The sequence below is a fragment of the Marinilactibacillus sp. 15R genome (assembly GCF_001895285.1).
GTDB lineage: Bacteria > Bacillota > Bacilli > Lactobacillales > Carnobacteriaceae_A > Marinilactibacillus > Marinilactibacillus piezotolerans.
In genome coordinates this window covers 2,521,782-2,545,674 of sequence record NZ_CP017761.1, presented here as the reverse complement: position 1 = coordinate 2,545,674, position 23,893 = coordinate 2,521,782, and the positions used below count along the sequence as shown (strand labels likewise).

Sequence of the window (23,893 nt, the reverse complement as noted above, 5' to 3'; positions counted from 1 at the left end):
GTTTTGCCTCCTACTTTGCGAAAACTTTCTGTGCACCTAATCGAAAACCAATGCAGGTGTAATTCTGTTTCAAATACATATCCTTCGGTGTATCGTCACCGTCTGCAACTAAGATAACTTGTTTTGAATTTTTTTGTGCAAAAGTCATCACTGCTTCTTGCAAAGCAGTTGCGACACCTTGTTTTCTTAAATGTGTAACGGTCAATAAGTCATCGATTTCCACAGTCTCCTCTCCGATAACAGAGATTAAAGACCCGGCTGGTTCGCTATCTACGTAGGCAATGTAAGGGATAATAGATGGATTATCAAGCATTTGTTCATACATATTTTTTTTCATATCGGCGAACTCTTTACCGAAAATCAGGTCGTTTGGATAATTGATACGTTTGAAATCCACTAAATTTTCTTTAGAAAGAGAATAGACTTTTATATTGCTTGTTTGTTTATCAGATTCAAAATTTTTCGGATCAATTGTATAAAGTTCTAGCATTTCAATTGCATAATGTTCTTTTTCAAAGTAAGCCATGATTTCAGATGTGAAGCCTTTATTCTCTGGCCAATAGAATTTCATATGCTTTAATCCTTCATTTGCATGGAACTGGTATTGCATTTCTTCAATCAACTCAAACTCCGACAAGGTGGGCTGATATTTTAATTGAAAAAAGTTAGAATCATATCTTAAAGGTAAGTCGGGATTATAAAACTGTTTGAAGAATTCGTTTTCATCAATTAACTCACTATAGCACTCAATATTTCTGAAACTTAACATGGACAAGCTCACTTCCTATCATTATATAACCAGTATCTTGAATAAAAATGGTTAACAGTTAGTTCAACGTCTCACTGCTATCAGTATTATACTTGAAAGACAAAAAAAGTTGCAATCAAGTCTCATTTATTTTGGATAAAAATTTATAACGATGCTTCTTTAATCAATTTTAAAAAAATTTTAATGTAGATGAGAATTAGTTAATGTACATATTTAATAATAACCAATAATTATAAAAATAGATAAATCGAAAATACAGAACAAAAATTATGCTAAGTCGAATGATAACACTGAATATATAATGTTTGAAATTTAATAAGGAAATATTGATATATTATTGATAATAATATGATATTAATTAATTTACAAATTTCTAAGGCTATATAGTACATGGTTTGAAATCTATTATGTTAAAATTAAAAAATAAAAAGTCTTTAAAAGAATAATTATGCATAACAAGAATTATAAATAATTTATTTTTAGGACTTTAAAAATAGAGGAGTGAATTAAATGGAAAAAAGATATAGTACATTATTGACCCCCCTTTTCGCAGTTCCATTTCTTTTATCAGGTTGTGGAACTGGTGGTACAACATCGACACCGGCTTCAGGAGACAGTGAAAGCGGTGTAAGTGATGGAGTAGTGACAGTTGATTTTTTCAATCAAAAACCAGAAATCACTGCACAATTAGAAGAACTTGCAGATATGTATAGTGAAGAGACCGATGGGAATACTCGAGTTACGATTACAACAGTTGGTAGTGGAGAAGGCTCAGCAGGGTTGCAAGCGCGCTTTTCTTCTGGTGATGAACCGGCATTAATGATGCTGGGAGGGCTTCCTGAAGTTGAACGTTACAGTGACTCATTGATAGATGTATCTGAATTAGAGGTAACGGATACTCTTATTGACGGAACTTTAGAAGGCGGTACCATTGATGGTGTTCCTTTAGGTATTCCGCTTAATCTCGAAGGATTTGGCTGGATGTATAATCGAGAAATATTTGAAGAGGCTGGGATTGATCCGGATTCAATTCAATCTTATGATGATTTTGCAGAAGCCGTTGAGACGTTAGATAGTCAAAAAGAAGAATTAGGCATTGATGAAGTATTTGCGTTTAGTGGTGGAGAAAATTATATAGCGAATCAGTTTTCTGCAAATTTCACAAGTCCTGAATTTAATGAAAGTATTATCGAATCATATGAAGCAACAGAGTTGAATTGGGAATATGGAGACCAAATGAAAAAATATACTGATCTTTTTAACCAGTATAATGTACAGCCCATTCTAACAGTTGACTATAGCCGATCAGTCGAAGAACTATTTGTTAATGATAAAGTAGCTATGGTTCATCAGGGGATTTGGATTGTTCCTACGCTTAATGATATCGATCCAAGTTTTGCAAAAGAAAAATTAGGGTTATTGCCAGTTTATGGAGAAAGTGATACAGAAGGCAAAATTATTGCTGGAGCCCCTTTTTATATTGGTGTAAATAAAAACCTAGATGATGCAGTAGTAGAAGAAGCAAAAAATTTCTTAGACTGGATGTATACCTCTGAAGAAGGTAAAGAAATGATTACTGGAGATCTGGCTTTTGTACCAGCTCAAAAAGGTTATGAGCCTGAAGATATTTCAGATCCGGTTTCGCAAGAGTTGTATCGTGCTTTATTAGCGGGGGAAACAGGCGCTATGACGCATAAACAGTATCCAGATGGATGGTTCCAGCAGGTACTATATCCAGAATATCAAAAATATTTGAATGGCGATCAGACTTGGGAAGATTTTGAAACGAATACAGCAGAAGCCTTCAAAGAAATGCGGTGATTGAATGAAAGGAAAACATAATACTGCTTATTACTGGGCGTTTATTTTACCCTCAGTTATAGCCATATCGATTATAATACTGATTCCGTTATTGTTAGGGATTGGTACATCATTAACCAATTCGGACGGATACCAAGCAGTATTTACGGGATTGGAAAATTATCAACGCCTTTTTAAAGATAAACAGTTCTTATCTAGCTTATGGTTCACATTAAGATTTTCATTTGTTGCAGTGATACTGATCAATGCAATTGGATTAGGGCTGGCACTTTTAGTTACACAAAAATTAGGAAAAATCAGTACAATATTTCGAACGATTTTCTTTATGCCTAATCTAATAGGTGGAATTATTCTAGGATTTATCTGGCAATTTATATTTGTCAGAGCTTTTGAGGGGATTGCATCTGCTACAGGAATCTCATTTTTCAGTTCTTGGCTATCAGATTCTACGACAGGATTCTGGGCTTTGGTCATTGTTTTTTTGTGGCAGATGAGTGGGTACATCATGATTGTTTATATTTCGTTTTTAGCAAATATTCCCGGAGAGCTTTTAGAAGCAGGTCAGATGGATGGAGCTAATAACTGGCAGGCATTTTGGAAAATAAAATTCCCCATGTTAGCTCCAGCATTTACAATCAGTTTATTTTTAACCTTGGCTAATGCATTTAAGGTTTACGATGTAAACTTGGCTTTAACAAACGGGGCACCTTATGGATCAACTGAAATGGTTGCCATGAACATTTATAACACAGCATTTTACCAGTATGAACAAGGTTATGCCCAAGCAAAAGCTATCGTATTCTTACTCCTTATAGCAGCGATCTCCTTAACTCAAATTTTTCTAACGCGGAGAAAAGAGGTCGATTTATAATGAGTAGTGTAAAAAGACATAAAGCACTTGTTGCTTTACTAGGTATTATCGTTTCTCTGACATGGATATATCCGTTTGTCATTATTTTCTTCGGATCCTTTAAGAACAGGTCAGAAATATTTACAAACACACTCTGGATACCAGAAGAGGTGGTAAGAGATAATTATCCTACAGCCTATAATAATTTAGATTTTACAAGTAGTTTCTTAAACTCATTGTTGATTACAACAGTCAGCTTGGTTGTAATCGTGATATTTTCATCTATGGCAGCCTATGCGTTGGCTAGGAAAAAAAGTAAGATTAGTACAGGAATCTACTTCTTATGTGCTTTGACCATGTTGATCCCCTTTCAGTCAGTTATGATTCCTTTGGTTAGTATGTTTGGTCAAGTTAACTTATTGAATCGTTTCGGCTTGATTATTATGAACTGGGGTTTTGCAACAAGCATGTCGATTTTCTTATATTATGGTGCAATGCGATCAATCTCAGTATCATTGGATGAAGCAGCTTATTTAGATGGAGGAAATCCATTACAGATTTTCTGGAGAGTGATATTTCCGATTCTAAAGCCTACAACTGTTACGGTCATTATTTTAAATGCAATACGATTATGGAATGACTTTTTATTACCTTCTTTGGTAATCAATCAAGAAGGAATGAGGACGATTCCCCTTAGAATGTATTATTTCTTTGGAGAGTATACAGTACAGTGGGAGCTAGCGTTAGCAGGCCTTGTCCTTGCCATAATCCCCATCATACTTCTATATATATTTTTACAGAAGTATATTGTTGAAGGGGTAACAGAAGGCGCAACTAAATCTTAACAAACTGTATAGAGTCTGAGTCAAGACTAGCTAAAAAGAAAAAAGCCGTCAAATTAAGGATGTTCAATCCTTGAGTTGACGGCTTTTCAATTTGTGTAATTTTATAGTAAATTTATAATTAGAGACTATTTTTCCAGCCCCATCTAATATGATTGAAAATTAATAGGCAATATGGATTTGTCAATTTTTGTTCACGATAGTTGACAGAAGATTCTAGTTAAATCAAGGTGTTTTTTTATTTTATTCCTGTCATATCAGGATTTGTTGTTATTATAGTGTTCAAAAAGTGTTCAAATAATACAGTTATATAACAAAGTGACACAGAATTTGTCATGGAAATAAAATATTATTATATAAAACATCATGATATTATGTGGTTAGTGGTCAAGCAGAGAGTACAGTGGTCATGCCACCTATTTATAAAAGTTAAAATTCAAATTAGAATCAGGAGTATATAAATTGATTAAAAAAAGATTATTAGTAGCTGTTGCTGCAACAAGTTTCGCCTTACCAGTATTCATACCACAAAACGTATCCGCTCAGTCTAATCGTATAGAAGAGCTGAAAAAAGAACAAGAAGAATTAAATAACCAAAATAGTCAGTTAGATGAAAAGATCAATGAAAAAGAAGAGCAAATGAAAAGCTTGGAAGAAGAACGTAATCAGTTGGAAGAAGAAGTTGCCGGTCTTCAGAAAAATATAGATGAATTGATTTTAAATATTCAAGAACAAGAAAAAGAGATCGAAAGAATTGAACAGGAAATCCAAAAGTTACAAGATGAGATTACTAGACTTGAAAAAATTATTGAAGAAAGAAACGATCAATTAGAAACTCAGGCAAGATCGGTACAAACAGAAGGTAATACGACAGATATTATTGATATGATTCTCTCAGCCGAGAATCTATCGGATCTAGTTGGTCGAATAGGGGTCGTCAGTAAGATTGTTTCTGCAAATCAAGATATTATGCAAGCTCAAATAGATGATCAGAATGCTTTGGAAGAAGCTGAAAAATCAATTCAAAATGAACGTGAATCAGTCGAATCAGCGAAAGCACAGCTTGAAGTTGATCGGAATAATTTAGTTGCACAGCGTATGGAATTAGATGATAAGATTTTACAAGTTGCCGAGAAATTTAATATGTCTGAGCAAGATAAAGAAAGTTTTATGAATGAGCAATCAGTAATTGCACAGCGTACAAGTACACTTTCTGCAGAAATGCAGAAAGAACAACAACGAATCATTGAAGAACAAAAAAGAATTCAAGAAGAACAAAGATTAGCTGAAGAACAACGTCAACGTGAAGAAGCGGAAGCTCTAGCACGAGCTGAAGCGGAAGCGGCAGCAGCTGCTAAAGTGAAAACTTCAACTTCTAAGAGCAACCAAACTTCAGGGTCTACTAATAGTGGATCAAATACTAAAACAGAAGTAGAGAAAACTCCAGTACAATCTAATTCTGGATGGACACGTCCAGCCAGTGGAAGAATCACTTCACAATTTGGATATAGAACTCACCCTGTAACCGGAGAAAAATCATCACTCCATAATGGTCTTGATATTGCTGGAGGTGGTCCGATTGTCGCGGCTAAAGCAGGAACAGTTACTCAAGCTACTTTCTCAGGAACATATGGATATATGGTACTAATTGATCATGGAAACGGCTTATCTACTCGATACGCTCATATGCAGCCGGGCTTGAAAGTCGCTCCAGGCCAGAGCGTCTCACAAGGACAACAACTGGGTATCATGGGAACTACTGGTAGATCGACTGGTGTACATTTACATTTCTCAGTATTAAAAAATGGAACTCCAGTTAATCCTATTTCTTATATTGGTGGATAACATATCCTTAAAGGAGATGCCTAGGTGCATCTCCTTTTTCTGTATATAGAAACTTTTTCCAATGTGGTAAACTGTTATCTAAAAGAAACTGTGAGAGGAAGTCTTTAAGTGGAGAGAATCGAATCCATCAAAAATAAGAAAATTAAAAGCTGGAAAAAGCTGTTAACAAAAAAAGGTAGACAAAAGTCGCAGAAATATATTATTGAAGGTTTTCATCTAGTAGAAGAAGCAATCAAAGCTGATGTTCAGATCGATTATCTACTGATAAGTGAAAACTTAAATCAAGATGATTGGCTGAAAAACATTACAGTTGAAAGCATCGAATTATCAGAAGAAGTATCAGCTGAACTTTCAGATACTGAAACTCCACAAGGAATTTACGCTATACTACCGTTTCCCGAACCAATAAATTATAAGGAGATTGACAGACCATATCTCTTTTTGGATGCCGTTCAAGATCCGGGTAATGTAGGCACACTCATTAGATCTGCAGATGCTGCTGGCTTTGGAGGTGTTGTTTTAGGAGAAGGATCAGCTGATTTATTTAATCCCAAAACCTTAAGATCAGCTCAAGGTAGTCATTTTCATTTGAACATTTACCATGGAGATCTAATTTCTTGGATTAGACGATTTCAATCTGAAGAAAAAATAGTTTATGGAACAGCACTGGATGAGAGAGCTGTCTCATACATTGGAGAGAAGCCAGAGACAAATTTTGCTCTGATCGTAGGTAACGAAGGTGCTGGAGTAAATAGTGAAGTACTTAAAGAGACGGATAAAAATTTATATATTCCTATTAAAGGCCAGGCAGAATCTCTAAACGTGGCTATAGCAGCGAGCATATTAATGTTTTCTTTATATCAATAAATGAAATTCAGTTAAAGAATTTTTCATAAATAAAACGAAAATTTGACAATTTAGTGTAGTTTGCTTTATAAACAGTAATAATTAGATTTTCAACTTTAATTTTTTCATTTTTAGGAGTAAGATAGAAAACAGATATTAATTAAAGGATTATGAATATCAAAATTACCTTGAATCTATTAAAAACAAGTCTAAACTGTAAGGCACAAAGGAGAAGTTTCATGGAATTTGTTCAATCTATCTGGGAACATGACCAGGAATATATGGCTTTGATCAAAGATTTAATTCAAAATGAAGAACTTTTAAAATTAGATACTATTACACACCATCACTACACGACTCGCTTAACTCATTCCTTATTTGTATCTTATGTGAGTTACCGTCTCGCTAAAAGATTTAATTTAAATGTGAGAGCTGTCGCTCGAGCAGGATTATTGCATGATTTTTTTCATGAAGGAAGAGAAGAAATAGCAGCTATGGAACAGGGCTCACATAATTGTGTACACCCTAAAATTGCGGTCGAAAACGCTGCTAAAATTACTCCATTAACTGATTTAGAACGCGATATCATCTTGAAGCATATGTTTTTATGTTCTAAAGTCGGTATGCCTCGCTATAAAGAGAGCATGATCGTAACATGTGTAGATAAATACTGTGCAATTAGTGAAGTATCCAAACCTTTGCGTGAAAAAACGAGAATTAAAGTTTCTGATTGGATTGCTAAAGTTCGATTAGTGCATGCATAAAAAAGTGAAACGTATCAGGAGCAGTGTTCTCCTGATACGTTTTTATTTTTGCTTAAAAGAAAATCATTGTATATCACATCAGAATAAGTGATTTTCTTGGGTTAACTAGTAAAGGAACCAATAATGAAAGAAAAGTTTGTCAACTTATAAAAGACTGAAGTGTTATGGAAGCAGCTCTAAATAGAAAAGTGTCCTCGATAGCTAAAAACTAACGAAGACACTTTTTTAATTAGTACTAATAAAAAATAAAAGGAGCATATGCTGATTAACCGTTTACGATTGTACCACCATTGATATGAATGGTCTGTCCTGTAACATAACTTGAATCTTTTGTTGCTAAATATACATAAGCAGGAGCCAACTCGGATGGTTCGCCAGGTCTACCCATCGGTACGCTGCCATGTTCTTCGTATTCACTGCCAATAGTAGCTGGAATAAGAGGAGTCCAGATAGGACCTGGAGCAACGGCATTTACCCGAACCTTTTTATTTAAAACTTCTGTATTCTGTGAAAAAGAACGAGTAAATGAAATAATGGCTCCTTTTGTTGCGGCATAATCCATTAACCCGGGAGAGCCTTTATAGGCAGTGACAGAGGACGAGTTGATAATTGAGCCATTTTCTGTCATATGAGGAAAAACTTCCCGAGCCCAATAAAACATGCCGAAGATATTTGTTCTAAACGTACGATCTAATTGCGCGGCAGTTATATCCATAATACTTTTTTGTGGATGCTGTTCTGAAGCATTGTTCACTAGTACATTGATCTGACCCCATTTTTCAACGATTTCCTTAACAGTATCTTTAACAAAAGATTCATCTCCAACATCGCCAATGTATAGTAACGCATTTACACCTAATTTCTCGATTTCCTGTTTAATTGTCTGAGCATCTTCTTTATCTTCTAAATCCACTAATGCAACGTTGGCCCCTTCTTTAGCATATGCGATTGCAACAGCTCTTCCGATTCCACTATCTGCTCCAGTTACAATTGTATTAAATCCTTTCATTTTACCGGCAGCTTTATAATCTGGATCATCTACTTTAGGAGTAGGTTCCAGTTTTCCTCTATCATCGGGCATTAGATAATCTTTTTTTGGCGCTTGAGTTTTTATTTGTTTGTCGTTATCCATCTTTTTCTCCTTCTTTCTAAAAAGTTTAAATTGGTGTATTCAACAATAATTCATTTTCTCTTAAATCAATTACTTTGAATCGATTATCTTCTTTAATGTAGATAGTTTTAGAGACTTGCTCATCATCCTCTAAAAATATGATTACTCTAACAGCTGTATTATCTTCTACTGCATAGGTCTCGAATTGAGTAGGATCAAACACATCTTGCTCTTTGAATTCTTCATAGTCAGATAAATCAGTGATCACTTCGGCATCTTCTAACTCTGAATCGGATGCAGGGGCCATTTCTTGATCGGTTGCCACAGTATCTGAAACTTCTTCTTCGACTGCTGCCTCTTCTTCTGTCGTGATAGTTTCACTACCAGAATCACCTTCGGTACAGGCACCTAATAAAGCAGTTGCTAAGAATAAACTTAAAATTTTCTTCACTCAATCCCTCCTGAAGTTTCATGATTAAATTTCAGTATACAAAATAAGACTTTTAATAACAAAGATTAGAACTGAACTAATTAATAAACTCTTTTTATTGATAAAACAAGGATATTAAGGTAAAGTTAATATGTAAGATCTATCTAGAATGATAAACGATCATAAGTTAAGATAAGAGTGAGATGGATAACCATTTCACATTTGAAGCCCTCTAGAAGTAGTTAAACTGACTGATTATAGTTTTAATTCCAGTAGTTTGTATTAAGTTTAAAAATTGGATAATGTGGATATTCGCAGTTACCAGTTTAGAGGTGCAGTATTAATGACTAGTAATTCATTTTGTTTGCATGCTCAAAGGCGTGTTTTTTTTATGGAAAGAATTAAAGAGGTGTTCAATCTCTGGAGTCTTAAAAAAATCAAGAAACTAAATTAGTCATTTTGTAATTTAAATTTTGGAGGTGAGGCATATGGATAGTGCTCCCAGTTCGATATTATTCTTTGAATTAAAACATAGTTTGTTAAGTGGACATCTAGAATGTATGTCTTCTCAAAAATTTAAACATGAAATGAGTGACTAGTAATGAGAATAGTTAAAACAACAGAACAAAAACATTACAATAAAATATTTCAAGCAGCAAAAAAAAATGACCGGGAAAAATTCAGAAAATTATTTTTACAATTACATGATAGAGATCAGCATGCAATCTTTCATCTATTATATCCGGAAAAAAAAGCGAAAATAGCTGATTTCCTTACTCCAGAAGAATTTTCAGAGATTTTTGAATGGATGGATACAGAAGATCAGGAAGATGCTGTTCAATACTTGCCTGATGAGTATATGGCAAAAGTATTCAACCATATGGCGGCCGATGATGTTGCTCATTTTTTGACAAATAGTGATGAAACAGATAATCAGTTACTGTTATCGATGATGGATAAGCGAGAAAGTGATAGAGTACAAGAATTACTTTCCTATGCTCCGGAGACCGCCGGTTCGATCATGACGAAAGAATTTATTTCTATTAATTATAAAGCCACTACTAAAGAAGTTATCAGGAGATTGCGTCAAATCGGACACCATGCTGAAACAATTTATTATTTGTATGTGGTAGATGAGAAAGAACATTTACTGGGCGTACTTTCACTAAGAGATTTATTATTGTCTTCTGAAGAAGAGACAGTGGAATCTTTGATGTACTCCCAAGTAGTTTCTGTACGAGTAGATGAAGATCAGGAGCGTGTTGCACAAATCATACAGGATTATGATCTACTTGCGCTTCCTGTTCTAGCCTATGATGGTTCTATGTTAGGGATCGTAACAGTTGACGATGTAATGGATGTTATCCAAGATGAGGTTACGGAGGATTTTAATGAATTTGCTGGTATCCGCAGAGGAACGGATGATAAAAAAATGTCTCCATTCAAAGCTGCAAAGTCTAGAGCACCTTGGATCATTATTTTATTATTCTTAGGATTACTTACAAGCAGTCTGATCAGTTATTTTGAAGAAACTTTAGAATCTGTAGTGATATTAGCTGCATTCATACCAATGATCATGGGAACTGCTGGGAATGTAGGAACACAATCATTAGCGGTGGCTGTTAGAAATCTTACGATTGATGACAAAGATAAAGATAGTTTTTTTAAAACTGTTAGACAAGAATTTACTGCTGGAATGATGATCGGTATTTTAGCAGCAGTCGTAATGATTGGAATTGTTATGGTCATTTATGGGAATCCTGTTTTAGGAGTTATTATTGGGGCTTCTATTTTCTTATCCGTCAGTTTGGCTTCAGTTACTGGTTCCGTTATTCCAGTTATTATCAACAAGTTCAATATAGATCCAGCGGTTGCATCAGGACCTTTTATCACTACGTTGAATGATACAATGGGACTGATTGTGTATTTTACAATAGCAACTTCTCTTATAAACTATCTATAAATAATAAAATCTTGCAATTTTTGAACAAAATAGATAAAATGTATGGAAAATAATTATATGTTCTTACAATAAGTAAAAAATGGTGGTATACTATTAATTGTCTGAAAGTAGAGGTGAACATACATGATTGAAATAACACAAGATAAAATCATTTGCCCTAAATTTGAACAAACTTTTTCTATTTTAGGGAAAAAATGGACCGGACTTATAATCGATGTTTTGTTGGAAGGTCCTCATCGCTTCAAAGACCTTTCTCAATCCATTCCAGAAGTAAGTGATCGTGTCCTTGTAGAAAGATTAAAAGAACTGGAACAAACTGGTATCGTTACTAAAGAGTTGGATGAAAATTGTGAGCTTAGATCAGGATATTGTTTAACAACTAAAGGTCTTGCACTGGAAAGTGTAATGAAAGAAGTACAATCCTGGGCGGACGAATGGATCAGTGAAGAAGAATGTCATCAAGCCTAATTCAATTTAATTAAGAGTATAACTTAATCTATTAAAACTATGGTGAAAAAGAGTAGTTCAGTGAAATATCAAGAGACCGAATATCATAGGCTGAAAATGTTCGGATAGGAAACGGGATGAAGTTCACTTTCACCGCTTGGATAGTTCATAGTAAGTATAAACTATCTATTAAAGTAGATTTCCAGATAACAGGAATCTCGGTATGCGCCGTTATGCAAAAGTGTAGAGTCTGGATGAGTCCGTCTCTAAACAAGGGTGGTACCGCGTGTTGACCTCGTCCCTATATTGGGATGAGGTCTTTTTCTATACAAAAAAGTAAAAATAAAAATACATAAAAAGAATAAAGGAGTACATCAATGGACTTAAAAGAGAAATTAGCTGCATTAGCAGATAAAGCAACACAGGAGATCAAATCCGTTTCGACATTAGAAGAGCTTGAGACTTTGCGCGTGTCATATTTAGGAAAAAAAGGAGAATTGACACAAGTATTAAAGGGCATGAAAAATCTGTCAGCTGACGAACGTCCAATTATTGGACAGTTAGCTAACCAGGTACGTGACAATTTGACAAATCAGATGGCAGTGACTAGAGAAACGATTGAAAAAGAAGCATTGAATAAACGCTTGTCAGAAGAAACACTAGATGTAACGCTGCCGGGAATTAGACCGAGAAAAGGACAAAGCCATGTAATCACACAGATCATAGAAGAGATTGAAGATTTATTTTTAGGAATGGGTTATCAAATTGTTGAAGGAAATGAAGTTGAAGAGGATTATTATAATTTTGAACGAGTGAATCTACCCCAAAACCATCCCGCTCGTGATATGCAAGATACCTTTTATATTACCTCTGAAATTTTAATGCGTACCCATACTTCGCCCCTGCAGGCTAGAACGTTAGAAACACATGATTTTTCAAAGGGACCACTTAAAATGATCAGTCCAGGGAAAGTCTATCGTCGTGATACAGATGATGCAACGCATTCTCACCAGTTCCATCAGATTGAAGGTATGGTAATTGATAAACATATTACAATGGCTGATCTAAAAGGAACACTTGAAACACTTGCTAAAAAAATGTTTGGGGAGAATCGGGAAATCCGATTACGACCAAGCTATTTCCCATTTACTGAGCCTTCTGTTGAAGTAGATGTAAGTTGTTTCAAGTGTGGAGGAAAAGGCTGTAATGTCTGTAAACATACTGGCTGGATAGAAATTCTTGGAGCCGGAATGACACATCCTGAAGTTTTAAAAATGTCTGGAGTAGACCCTGAAATCTACGGTGGATTCGCCTTTGGACTAGGACCAGACCGTATTGCAATGTTGAAATATGGAGTAGATGATATCAGAAACTTCTACTTAAATGATCAGCGTTTCTTAAAACAATTCAAGGTGAAAGGGTAGGGTATAATGAAAGCATCATATAATTGGTTAAAAGAATATTTAAACTTAGAAAATACAACTCCAGAGCAGTTAGCTGATCAGATTACACTAACGGGAATTGAAGTAGATAGTCTGATCGTACCAGGAGAAGGTCTGAAAAAATTAGTTGTTGGAGAAGTCCGTTCAGTCGAAAGAATGGAAGGTTCTGACCATTTAAATATTACACAAGTGGATGTAGGGGAAGCAGAACTCTACCAGATCGTTTGTGGTGCACCAAATGTAGCCAAAAACCAGAAAGTAGTCGTCGCCTTACCAGGAGCAAGGCTTCCTGGGAATTTCAAAATTAAAAAAAGTAAGCTAAGAGGACATGTATCAAATGGAATGATTTGCTCATTAGATGAGCTAGGATTCTCAGATTCAGTAATTCCTAAGCGTACAGAAGACGGAATCTATACTTTGCCAGAAGAAGCTATAGTGGGAGAAGAAGCGTTATCATATTTAGGGCTGGATGATATCATTATTGATTTAGATATCACACCAAACAGAGCTGATGCGATGAGTATGCGAGGAGTTGCCTACGAAGTAGGAACAATTCTGTCTCAGAAACCAGATTTTAAAGAAATGTCTTTATCCGAAAATGCGGATGAGTCTATTGAGAACTATGTGGATGTTTCAGTTGAAAGTAAACAAGATACACCCTATTATAAGCTGCGTATAGTAAAAGATGTAACAGTTAAAGAAAGTCCACTGTGGCTGCAGCGAAAATTAATGAATGCGGGAATCAGACCGATCGATTCAGTAGTTGATGTAACAAATTATATTATGCTTGAATATGGACAGCCGCTTCATGCATTCGACTATGATGCTTTAGACTCAAAAGAAATCTATGTCAGAAGAGCAAATCAAGATGAAAAAATTATAACACTTGATGGGCAAGAAAGAATATTAAATCAAGAAAATCTTGTTGTCACTAACGGACAGCAGCCAGTGGCACTGGCTGGGGTTATGGGTGGACAGAATTCTCATGTAACACAAACAACTAAGACAGTAGCGATTGAATCAGCTGTATTTGCTTCTTCATTGATACGTAAGACAGCACAGTCTTTGAATTTGAGAAGTGAATCTAGTTCAAGATTTGAACGTGGATTGAATTTAGGAACTGTGGAAGCTGCTTTAGATCATGCAGCTGCGTTAATTGCCGAAATCAGTGAAGGTCAGATCGTATCAGGTATAGCTGAAATCGAATCTACTGATCCTTTAGAAAAAAGAGTGTCTATTACACTGGAAAGAATCAACCATGTATTAGGAACCAGACTTTCATTAGAAGAAGTTGCTTCTGTATTTGCACGTTTGCAATTTGAATATACACTGACTGAAGATAAATTTACTGTTTCGGTTCCGCTTCGAAGATGGGACATTTCAATTGAAGCTGACTTGCTTGAGGAAGTTGCACGAGTATATGGGTATAACAATATACCGTCGACCTTGCCGGTAATGGAGTCAACTCCAGGCGAATTAGATGATAAGCAACGGTTGACACGCTTTATTCATAGATTTTTAGAAGGCAGTGGATTAGCGCAAACAATCAGCTATGCTCTAACGACACCTGAAAAAGCAAAAAGATTCAGTCTGAAACGATCAGCAACGACTAATCTGGACTGGCCAATGAGTGAAGAACACCAGACACTGAGATTAAGCCTGATCAGTGGATTAGTGGATAATGCGGCATATAATGCAGCAAGACAAGCAAAAAATATTGCTCTTTACGAAGTAGGACATGTTTTTTATGACAATCAAACTGGAACCTTACCGTTAGAAGAGGAACATGTTGCCGGTTTATTATCAGGGGATTTAGCAGAAAAAACATGGTCGGATTCTGCTAAACCAGTTGATTTCTATTCATTAAAAGGGATTGTTGAAGAATTACTTGAAACTATCGGAATTAAAGAGACCATTCAATATGTGGCAACCAGCTCATTTGACGATTTGCATCCTGGTCGTACCGCTGCAATTTATCTGGGAGAGAAAAAGATTGGGTTGATTGGTCAGATTCATCCTCAAGTTACACACTTATTTGATTTAGAAGATACGTATGTTTTTGAATTAAATATAGATGCACTTGTTAAAGCAGAAAAAAATTCTGTACTTTATGAAGCTATTCCAAAATATCCAGGAACTTCACGCGATATTGCATTGCTGGTTCAAGAATCTGTTAGTCATAAAGAGGTTATGAATGTAATCAAATCAAATGGCGGGAAATGGTTACAACAAGTTCGTCTGTTTGATCTATATCAAGGGGAACATATCCAACCTGGTAAAAAGTCAATTGCTTATTCATTAGCCTATTTGAACCCGGAAGCAACATTGAAAGAAGAAGAAGTAAATAAAGATTTTGAGAAAGTGAAGGAAGCTTTGCAGAAAGATCTTGATGCAGAAATAAGATAAAACAGATTAATTATCTAGCTAGATTTATACAAAAAAAGGGCTCTCAAATAAGAGCCCTTTTTTTGTGGCAAAATAATAAAAAAATAGCAGGATTCACTGAGACCTACCAGCAACATTAGAAAACGGTCACCAAATGATGCAAGAATTATTTTTTCATGTTATTATAATATAGAATTTGCATATCTAGGAGGCTGATGTATGCCTGATGAAAAAAGAAGGTTTAAAGCAAAAATAGCAGGGGAAACTTATACAATAGTTGGTCCTCGTTCAGAAAAACATATGCAAGTAGTAGCACAGACAGTAGATGAACAAATGACTCAACTTCAGAAAATGACTAAAGGACTAGACTCAGAAAAAAGAGCAATGTTGATGGCTATCAATGCAGTTTCCGATCAGTTAGAAATGAAGAAGAAAATGATTAAGCTTGAAGAACGAATCAAAGAGTTGGAAGAAAAACTTTATAAATTAAATAAATAGCCATTAAGGAGCAAAAAATGTTATTAACATTAATCATTCTCGTATTATTATTATTATCTTTATATAGTGGGTTTAAAAGAGGACTGATATTACAGTTAGTTTTGACAATTGGATATGCAATCTCTTTTTATTTTGCCTTAGAATATTATCAGCAAATAAGTGATCTGGTTGAAATGATGGTTCCTTACCCTAGTCCCGGATCATCAGAGACAAGTCCTTTCGTACTTTATGGAAAAGAATTCATTTTTAATTTAGATCAGGGATTCTATAATGGTGTTGCATTTATTGGTATTCTATTCATTGGGTGGATCATTACTAGATTTGTTGGAGGACTGCTGAACTTTTTAACTGAAATTCCAGTGCTGAAACAAGTGAATACAATCGGTGGAGCAATCGTTGGCTTTATCGTAGAATATGTTGGAGTTTTTCTGATTTTATTCTTGTTATCAACGATTCCAATCCAGATGATTCAAAACCAATTTGAGTCTAGTGTACTTGCAAGAACAATAGTTTCAGAAACACCGGAATTGTCCACTGATCTATATAACTGGTGGATTGAAGAAGGCATTCAAGAAGACAGTGTTGAAGAATAAAACTTGTGGTCGTTTAAAGCAATATTAAACATCAAGGTTGAATAAAGAATGGTGTTGCTCTAGAAAGGAAAAGCGAATCTGCTTTTTTCTAGCAACACCTTTTTTAATGACGGATATAAAAACTAGAGAGGCTTGATAGAATGAAGATGAAAATTGAAAAGTCATTTAAAACATTAGATTTTCCTAAAGTAATCAATCAGCTATCTAAACATGCTGTTTCATATTTGGGAAAAGAAAAGATACGAGCTCTTTCTCCTTCTTCAAATTATAATGAAGTTAAAGAAAAGCAAGAAGAGACAGATGATGGTGTAAGGATTTTACGAATGAAAGGTGGAATTCCTTTATCTCCTTTTATTGATGTCAGACCGCATCTGAAGCGAGCCAATATCGGAGCATCGTTGAATGGAAAAGAAGTTGCACAAATTGGAAAAGTAATTAAGAGTGTACGCGAGATTGATCAGTTTTTTGAACAATTAAAAGAAGATGAAATCGAGTTAAAACAACTATATAAAACCAGTGATCAATTTATAGCATTAAGACCACTTGAGAAAGCCATTTTTTCTGTCGTAGATGAAGGTGGATATGTTCTTGATGATGCCAGTGCAGCTTTAAGGGGTATACGAACTGGAATAAAGCAGACAGAAAGTAGAGTACGTCAAAAATTAGAAAGTATCGTAAGAGGAAGCCAGGCAAGGTTTCTTACTGATGCAATTATCACGATGAGAAATGACCGGTATGTTATACCCGTCAAGCAGGAAAATAGAACTACATTCGGTGGGGTGGTTCATGATCAGAGTTCTACGGGACAAACATTGTTTATTGAACCGCAAAGTGTTGTGGATCTTAATAATCGTTTAAAACAGTATCAAAGTGAAGAACGCAGCGAAATTGAAAAGATATTAGCTGAAATCACAAATGTAATCATGCCTCATACAGCAGAAATCAATCAGAATATGACGGTCTTGACTTTACTAGATTTTATCAACGCAAAAGCGAAATATGCACAAGAAATTAAAGGAATCAAACCTTTAATCAGTGAGAATAATGCGGTTTCCTTTTTACAGGCTAGACATCCATTACTAGAAGAAAACGAAGTAGTTGCAAATGACATCATATTAGGCGAAGAATATCAGACAATGATTATTACAGGGCCAAATACAGGGGGGAAAACTGTAGCGCTCAAAACACTAGGATTGCTTCAACTAATGGCACAGTCAGGGTTGCAGATTCCAGTAGCTGAGCATAGTGTTATGGGAATTTTTTCTAGTGTATTTGCTGATATAGGAGATGAGCAGTCAATTGAACAAAGTCTATCAACTTTTTCTTCTCATATGACGAATATTGTTGAGATTTTAAGTAAAATCGATGATCAGAGTTTAGTTTTGCTAGATGAATTAGGAGCAGGTACAGATCCGCAAGAAGGAGCTGCTTTAGCAATTGCAATGCTAGATGCTATTGCTGCAAAAGGAAGTTATGTACTAATTACATCTCATTATCCTGAACTAAAGGCATATGGTTATAATCGACCTCAAACAATTAATGCCAGTATGGAATTTGATGTAGAGACCTTAAGTCCTACGTATAAACTTTTAATCGGAATCCCCGGACGCAGTAATGCCTTTGAGATTGCTAAAAGACTGGGATTAAATAATATGATTATTGAATCTGCAAGACAACTGATGAGTGGAGAAAGTCAGAGTGTGGATGAAATGATCCAAGACCTTGAAAACAAAAGAAAGCAGGCTAATCTGGAAACGATTAAAGTCCAAGAAGAATTGAAAAATGCCCAAGCTTTGCATAAAGAACTGAGAAATGCTTTTAAAGAATATGAAGCAGAAAAAGAACAATTAAAGAAAAAAGCTCAAAAAGAAGCAAATCGAATTGTAGAAAAAGCTCAAAAAGACACAGAAAAAATTATCGAAGAGCTAAGGGTTCGTCAGCTGCAGGGGCAACAAGGATCTGTGGTTAAAGAGCATGAGTTTATAGAAGCACAGACTAAATTATCCAATTTAAAATCAGAAGAAGAAAATCTGAAGAAAAATAAAATATTACAAAAACAAAAACGTAAGAAAGAACTAAAACCAGGAGACACTGTTCAAGTAGAGTCATTGGGCCAAAAAGGGACAATAGTTGAAAAATCCGGGAATAAACAGTGGGTCGTACAAATGGGTATGCTAAAAATGAAACTTAATGAGAGCGATCTAACACCTACTCAACAAGAAAAAGAACCAAACTACAGTCAGACTTCATTGAAATCAACTTCTATGGGTTCTGTATCGACTGAAATAGATTTAAGAGGTGAGAGAGTGGAAGCGGCTTTGAACCAGTTAGACCAGTATATTGATCAGGCAATACTCTCAAATTATCCCAAAGTAACAGTTATCCACGGAATGGGTACTGGAGCAGTTAGAAAAGCTGTTCAAAATTATTTAAAGAAACATCCTCAAGTCAAATCTTTTAATGATGCACCAGCAAATCAAGGAGGAAATGGCGCTACGAATGTTGTTTTTAAATAGATTATAAAAATAGTCTAATAAATAAAACCCACTAATGGATTTTTTTAAAAATCTTTGGTATACTGAAAACAATGATAGGAACTTACTTTTTAATAGTAAAGTTATTAGGAGGAATTTATAATGGTTAAAGAACTTACAGACAATACATTTGATGAACAAACAGATTCAGGATTAACATTAGTAGACTTCTGGGCAACTTGGTGTGGTCCTTGTCGTATGCAATCTCCAGTTATCGATCAATTAGATGAAGAATCTAACGGAGATGTTAATTACTATAAAATGGATGTAGATGCTAATCCAGAAACACCTGGAAAATTTGGAATTATGAGTATTCCCACTTTATTAGTAAAAAAAGATGGAGAAGTCGTAGAAAAATTGATTGGTTATCACAGCAAAGAGCAAATTGAAGAAACGCTTTCTAAACACAAATAATTCTTAAAAAAAAACAGCTAACTAAACAATAAGGCATTCTTCTGATCCAACCTAAATACTAAAATTATTATGAATTGTTATAATCGTTTTAGATTGAACATGGGTCGTGTTGGGAGAATGTCTTTTTATGCTTAAATTACTATAATTAAATAAGGATAAATGTGTCTATTTTTTAACAATAATCATAATTATTAAAGAGATAAGGGTATTCGGGTATCATTATACGATAGTTTAGGATAAAATATAGCCAACATAAGATATTGTTGAAAATACTAATATTATTGAACTATCTGAACGATTTATCTAATGAGAGATAAATTGAGAGAATGACTGCCTTTTTTATTATGAACTACTTACAGCATTCTAATAGGACTACTTAAAGGAATGAATGGAGTGTGTTATATTGGCTCAGAGAAATAGTTTTAAAAATCAAGTTGAAGATACTACACAGTATGAGTATGTTGTCGAATGCGTGGATAAGCAAGTTCATTTATTAGTAGAAGCAAGAGATGTGTTTCACAATGCAGATAATGAAATTGATTGTCCCTTGGATGTAGTCTTGAGGAAGAATAAGTATTCTTTTCAGGATTTGATGAGCTGGGATGCAAGGGAAGTTAAATTTATACAGATTGTGGATGGAGAAGAAACTATTTTAAATAGTGTTTCGTTGAATGTAAATTTGTAATCATTAATAATACAAGTGAATAGGAATTATAACAAAGTGTTTTTGAAAAGACTTGAGTTTGTGCAACTAGCGCCGCTTCTTTTCTTAGCGCTTTTTTGTTTTGTACTAAAAAACACTTTATTAAAATAAACAGCTGTCTGTTCATTTTAATAGAATGCTTTTAAAGCCTGTTATTATACTGAAGGTACTGGTTCTTTAGGATCCATTTGAATAGTTAAGAGAACTTCTTTTTTCTTACGTTTTATCTCATATATTCCTTCTGAATAGATGTTATACAGTTTTTGCAGTTGCTGAGACAAATATCCTGTTTCTAATGAGAAGGAAGGATTTTGACTGTTTTCTAATCTCTGCTCTACGATTTCTCCAGTTAGTTTATAAACTTTTCTATTTTTTTTATCTTCAATTAGAGAAAGTGATCCAAATGAATAATGTCCAAAAAGTTTGACGATATCAATCTCGGTTTCGACAGGTTGGTTTCGGGCTAGATCTTTTCCTGCCCAATATAAAATAGCATCAATATCTTCGCCTAAAAGGTTAGATATCAAACGATCTCTCAATAGGATAAGTGACTCAAACTGTTGAATTTCCATCTTTTGCTCTGACAAACTTTTCACCTCATGATTTAACCTAGTATGCATTTAATTATAACGCAGTTCACTAAACTTTTCTAACTAAATTTTATTAGTAGATTTGTTTTTTACATTAAATTTAATTTTGCCTTCTAGTTAATATTTGTTCGTATAACGTTCTACTTGCGCTTTTTATTAAAAAAAGGGAAAATGGGAAAGTAAATGCGGAAAATATTTATAAATCAGAAATATGCTTGAGTTCATATTAGCAAAGTGTACTTGGCTCAATGAAATAAAGAAGGTTGTTATAAGATGAGTAAAATGGCGATAGGTTTACTTGATTCTGGTGTTGGTGGTTTGACTGTAATGAAAGAGGCAATAAAACAACTGCCGAATGAATCTTTTTATTATATAGGGGATACAGCTCGCTGCCCATATGGTCCCAGACCAAAAGAGCAAGTTAAAGAATTTACATGGGATTTGACAAATTTTCTATTAGAAAAAAATATTAAAATGCTAATTATTGCTTGTAATACAGCTACAGCAGCAGCTTTGCCAGAGTTGAAAAAAAAGCTGGATATTCCTGTAGTAGGCGTGATTTTACCTGGGAGTCGGGCGGCAATAAAAACAACTAAAGAGAATCGAATAGGAGTCATTGGTACTGAAGGAACGATTTTATCGGGAGAGTATCGACGAGCGATTATAAAAAAACAATCTGCAACTCATGTGTTCAGTCAAGCCTGTCCTAAGTTTGTTCCACTTGTAGAAAGTAATCAGTTGAGTAGTGCAATTGCAAAGAAAGTAGTTACTGAAAGTTTACAAAGTTTGAAAAAACAAAGAGTAGATACACTTGTACTAGGGTGCACTCACTATCCATTACTTAGACCTTTGATACAGAATGTTATGGGAGAACAAGTGACCTTGATTGATTCTGGAGCAGAAACAGTTAATGAGGTTAGTGTATTGCTGGATTATTATGACATGGCTGAAGAAAAAACAGAAGAAGTAAATGAAAGAAAATTTTATACGACTGGATCTGTAAACATGTTTAAAGAGATTGCTTCCAGCTGGTTAGAAATGAACGAAATAGAAGTTGAACACGTATCAATAGATAGATTGAAAGGATTAGATTTAAATGAATCAGAAAAATAGAATTATTATCGCAACGGGAAATAAAGGAAAGGCTGCAGAATTCAAATCGATTTTTGAAAAATACGGATTTGAGATTCATACACTTCATGATTATCCAGAATTGGGTGAAATTGATGAAACAGGTGATACTTTTGCCGAAAATGCTTTACTTAAGGCTGAAGGAATAGCAAAAGAGTTAAATACGATCGTTTTAGCAGATGATTCGGGACTAAAAGTAGATGCACTTCAAGGACAACCAGGAGTATACTCCGCAAGATATGCAGGGGAAGAAAAGAATGATGCAAAAAATAATGCCAAACTTTTAGGAGAATTATCAGAATTACCTTTTGAAGAAAGGACTGCTCACTTCCATTGTACACTTGCCTTAGCAGGTCCAGATAGGGACAGTCTGACCATTGAAGGAGAACTAGATGGCTATATATTAGGAGTCCCAAGAGGACATAATGGATTTGGATATGATTCCCTATTTTATGTTCCTGAAAAAGAAAAAACACTTGCGGAATTAACGCATGAAGAGAAGAATGCCATCAGCCATAGAGCAGTAGCAGTTCGTAAATTAGAAAAAGTTTTAGAAGAATGGATTCAAAATTAAATAGAAAAGGATGATTTTATGAAAGCACTGATAATTAGCGATAATCATGGAGACACATATCACATGGAAGAAATTCTCTCTATATATGAAAAAGAGATAGATCTCTGGATTCATTGTGGCGATTCTGAATTTACGGAAGAGAATCCATTGTGGCAGAACTACCATACTGTAAAAGGTAATATGGATAATACAAATGCTTTTCCAGAAAGCACAGTCGTTAAATACTATGACAATTCGTTTCTAGTTGCTCATGGCCATTTGCATAACGTGAAGTCTTCTTTTTCATCTTTAAAAAAGGAAGCAGAAAAAGAAGGAGTACAAGTAGTCTTTTACGGACACACTCATATTCCTAGAGTGGATAAAGAAGATAATATTTATTTCATTAATCCAGGCAGCATTTCTCAACCTCGTGGACCTATCCATAAAGGCACTTATGCTATCTTAGAATTAGAAGATAATAGTGGAATCGTTCGCTACTATGATGAAGAGCATAATCCAGTACCTCAACTAAATGAGAAAATCGAATTATAAGGTAGGTTATAGGTTAAACTTATATAAATTTTTGTGAAGGGTAGAAAGTATACACATATTTTAGAATAAATCTGACTTATGTGTATGCTCGTTCCTACTCTTTTTTTGTGGATGCAGAAGCATTGAAATAATAGAATTTGCTTAATTTATTAAGAACGTATGTAATTATTTTAGAATTTATATACTGATTTAAGTTAATAAAGTTCAAATGTTTTAAGAGTTATCTAAGAGTTTTCACTTATTACGATAAAAAGTTTGGGTATAGGATAAAAAGATAGTAGAATGATAATGGAGCAATAACGTTTACAAGGAGTGAAACCATGATTGGTGAGAAAATTAAATCCTTACTAATTGACAAAGACAATCAGCTAGTCAAATCCGCAGATCAAGTGGCGGTAGTAGGAACGAAAAATCGATTGAACCATGCGCTTCTCATACTTACAACAGACAAATATTCACTGGTTCCTGTACTGGATGAGAAATCAAGAATGCAAGGTCTGATTTCAATGCCTTCAATAATGCAGGCAATTATGGATATAGAAGATGTACATTTTGAAAAGCTAGGTAAAATAAATGTAGAAGATATTATGGATAAAGATTTTCCTTTTGTCTATGAAGATTTTGAACTAGAAAATGTATTGCACATGTTAGTGAACCATGCTTTTATTACAGTAATAGATGAAGAGCGTACTTTTAAAGGGATTATAACAAGAAGTGAGATTTTAAAAGGTACAAATAGAATTGCACACGAATTTGAGCGGATATATGATGTTAGAGAAAAAACGACTACTGATTCAATAAAGTAAAAAA

General features: G+C 34.6%; 23 protein-coding genes. 19 read left to right on the top strand and 4 right to left on the bottom strand.

What is annotated here, in order from left to right; all coding sequences use genetic code 11:
- Nucleotides 1-10 precede the first annotated feature (10 nt).
- Entirely contained in the window at nt 11-769 is a 759-nt protein-coding gene (locus tag BKP56_RS12480; RefSeq protein WP_072695506.1) for a GNAT family N-acetyltransferase, read from the bottom strand.
- 510 nt (nt 770-1,279) lie between these two features.
- Here BKP56_RS12480 and BKP56_RS12475 point away from each other — a divergent pair.
- From BKP56_RS12475 to BKP56_RS12450, 6 genes are all read left to right on the top strand, one after another.
- Complete coding sequence (locus BKP56_RS12475; protein ID WP_072695504.1) at nt 1,280-2,590, top strand: ABC transporter substrate-binding protein; 1,311 nt, start codon at nt 1,280-1,282, stop codon at nt 2,588-2,590.
- Between the two features lie 4 nt (nt 2,591-2,594).
- Nucleotides 2,595-3,461: a carbohydrate ABC transporter permease gene (locus tag BKP56_RS12470; protein WP_072695502.1), complete on the top strand. Its 867-nt coding sequence runs from the start codon at nt 2,595-2,597 to the stop codon at nt 3,459-3,461.
- Entirely contained in the window at nt 3,461-4,285 is an 825-nt protein-coding gene (locus BKP56_RS12465; protein WP_072695500.1) for a carbohydrate ABC transporter permease, read from the top strand. Before BKP56_RS12470 ends, BKP56_RS12465 begins: the two co-directional genes overlap by 1 nt.
- 459 nt (nt 4,286-4,744) lie before the next feature.
- Nucleotides 4,745-6,127 carry a M23 family metallopeptidase gene (locus tag BKP56_RS12460; RefSeq protein ID WP_083540578.1) on the top strand — a complete coding sequence of 461 codons (1,383 nt, stop codon included), beginning with the start codon at nt 4,745-4,747 and terminating at the stop codon, nt 6,125-6,127.
- A gap of 108 nt (nt 6,128-6,235) precedes the next feature.
- Entirely contained in the window at nt 6,236-6,994 is a 759-nt protein-coding gene (locus BKP56_RS12455) for a TrmH family RNA methyltransferase (protein ID WP_072695498.1), read from the top strand.
- Nucleotides 6,995-7,212: 218 nt separating this feature from the next.
- The gene (locus BKP56_RS12450) at nt 7,213-7,737 is read left to right on the top strand and encodes an HD domain-containing protein (RefSeq protein WP_072695496.1); all 525 of its coding nucleotides are present in this window, start codon (nt 7,213-7,215) and stop codon (nt 7,735-7,737) included.
- Between the two features lie 265 nt (nt 7,738-8,002).
- Here the strand turns inward: BKP56_RS12450 and BKP56_RS12445 are convergent, their stop codons facing one another.
- Together BKP56_RS12445 and BKP56_RS12440 are read right to left on the bottom strand one after the other, a co-directional pair.
- Nucleotides 8,003-8,869, bottom strand: a complete 867-nt coding sequence (locus BKP56_RS12445; RefSeq protein ID WP_072695494.1) for an SDR family oxidoreductase — start codon at nt 8,867-8,869, stop codon at nt 8,003-8,005.
- Between the two features lie 25 nt (nt 8,870-8,894).
- On the bottom strand, nt 8,895-9,299 hold the full coding sequence (locus tag BKP56_RS12440; protein ID WP_072695492.1) for a hypothetical protein: 405 nt from the start codon (nt 9,297-9,299) through the stop codon (nt 8,895-8,897).
- Nucleotides 9,300-9,879: 580 nt separating this feature from the next.
- Here BKP56_RS12440 and mgtE point away from each other — a divergent pair.
- The 9 genes from mgtE (at nt 9,880) to BKP56_RS12395 (ending at nt 20,239) form a co-directional block, all read left to right on the top strand.
- Complete coding sequence (gene mgtE, locus BKP56_RS12435) at nt 9,880-11,241, top strand: magnesium transporter (RefSeq protein WP_072695490.1); 1,362 nt, start codon at nt 9,880-9,882, stop codon at nt 11,239-11,241.
- Nucleotides 11,242-11,367: 126 nt separating this feature from the next.
- Nucleotides 11,368-11,709, top strand: a complete 342-nt coding sequence (locus BKP56_RS12430) for a winged helix-turn-helix transcriptional regulator (RefSeq protein ID WP_072696184.1) — start codon at nt 11,368-11,370, stop codon at nt 11,707-11,709.
- A gap of 356 nt (nt 11,710-12,065) precedes the next feature.
- Nucleotides 12,066-13,112, top strand: coding sequence for a phenylalanine--tRNA ligase subunit alpha (gene pheS, locus BKP56_RS12425; RefSeq protein WP_072695488.1), 1,047 nt, complete (start codon nt 12,066-12,068; stop codon nt 13,110-13,112).
- Between the two features lie 6 nt (nt 13,113-13,118).
- Nucleotides 13,119-15,536, top strand: a complete 2,418-nt coding sequence (gene pheT, locus BKP56_RS12420; protein WP_072695486.1) for a phenylalanine--tRNA ligase subunit beta — start codon at nt 13,119-13,121, stop codon at nt 15,534-15,536.
- Between the two features lie 198 nt (nt 15,537-15,734).
- The gene (locus tag BKP56_RS12415; RefSeq protein WP_072695484.1) at nt 15,735-16,013 is read left to right on the top strand and encodes a cell division protein ZapA; all 279 of its coding nucleotides are present in this window, start codon (nt 15,735-15,737) and stop codon (nt 16,011-16,013) included.
- A 17-nt stretch (nt 16,014-16,030) separates the two neighbouring features.
- Entirely contained in the window at nt 16,031-16,606 is a 576-nt protein-coding gene (locus BKP56_RS12410; protein WP_072695482.1) for a CvpA family protein, read from the top strand.
- Between the two features lie 140 nt (nt 16,607-16,746).
- Entirely contained in the window at nt 16,747-19,122 is a 2,376-nt protein-coding gene (locus BKP56_RS12405; RefSeq protein WP_072695480.1) for an endonuclease MutS2, read from the top strand.
- Nucleotides 19,123-19,242: 120 nt separating this feature from the next.
- A complete protein-coding gene (gene trxA / locus BKP56_RS12400; RefSeq protein WP_072695478.1) occupies nt 19,243-19,554 on the top strand; it encodes a thioredoxin in 312 nt (103 codons plus the stop codon).
- A gap of 403 nt (nt 19,555-19,957) precedes the next feature.
- On the top strand, nt 19,958-20,239 hold the full coding sequence (locus BKP56_RS12395) for a hypothetical protein (protein ID WP_072695477.1): 282 nt from the start codon (nt 19,958-19,960) through the stop codon (nt 20,237-20,239).
- A gap of 173 nt (nt 20,240-20,412) precedes the next feature.
- Here BKP56_RS12395 and BKP56_RS12390 read toward each other — a convergent pair whose 3' ends face one another.
- On the bottom strand, nt 20,413-20,844 hold the full coding sequence (locus BKP56_RS12390) for a DUF2507 domain-containing protein (RefSeq protein ID WP_198033949.1): 432 nt from the start codon (nt 20,842-20,844) through the stop codon (nt 20,413-20,415).
- 276 nt (nt 20,845-21,120) lie between these two features.
- Between BKP56_RS12390 and racE the strand changes: the two genes are divergently transcribed.
- The 4 genes from racE (at nt 21,121) to cbpB (ending at nt 23,889) form a co-directional block, all read left to right on the top strand.
- Complete coding sequence (racE, locus tag BKP56_RS12385; protein ID WP_072695473.1) at nt 21,121-21,960, top strand: glutamate racemase; 840 nt, start codon at nt 21,121-21,123, stop codon at nt 21,958-21,960.
- Entirely contained in the window at nt 21,944-22,552 is a 609-nt protein-coding gene (locus BKP56_RS12380; protein ID WP_072695471.1) for an XTP/dITP diphosphatase, read from the top strand. Before racE ends, BKP56_RS12380 begins: the two co-directional genes overlap by 17 nt.
- Before the next feature lie 18 nt (nt 22,553-22,570).
- Nucleotides 22,571-23,083, top strand: coding sequence for a YfcE family phosphodiesterase (locus tag BKP56_RS12375; protein WP_072695469.1), 513 nt, complete (start codon nt 22,571-22,573; stop codon nt 23,081-23,083).
- 320 nt (nt 23,084-23,403) lie between these two features.
- Nucleotides 23,404-23,889, top strand: a complete 486-nt coding sequence (gene cbpB / locus BKP56_RS12370; RefSeq protein ID WP_072695467.1) for a cyclic-di-AMP-binding protein CbpB — start codon at nt 23,404-23,406, stop codon at nt 23,887-23,889.
- Nucleotides 23,890-23,893: the final 4 nt, after the last annotated feature.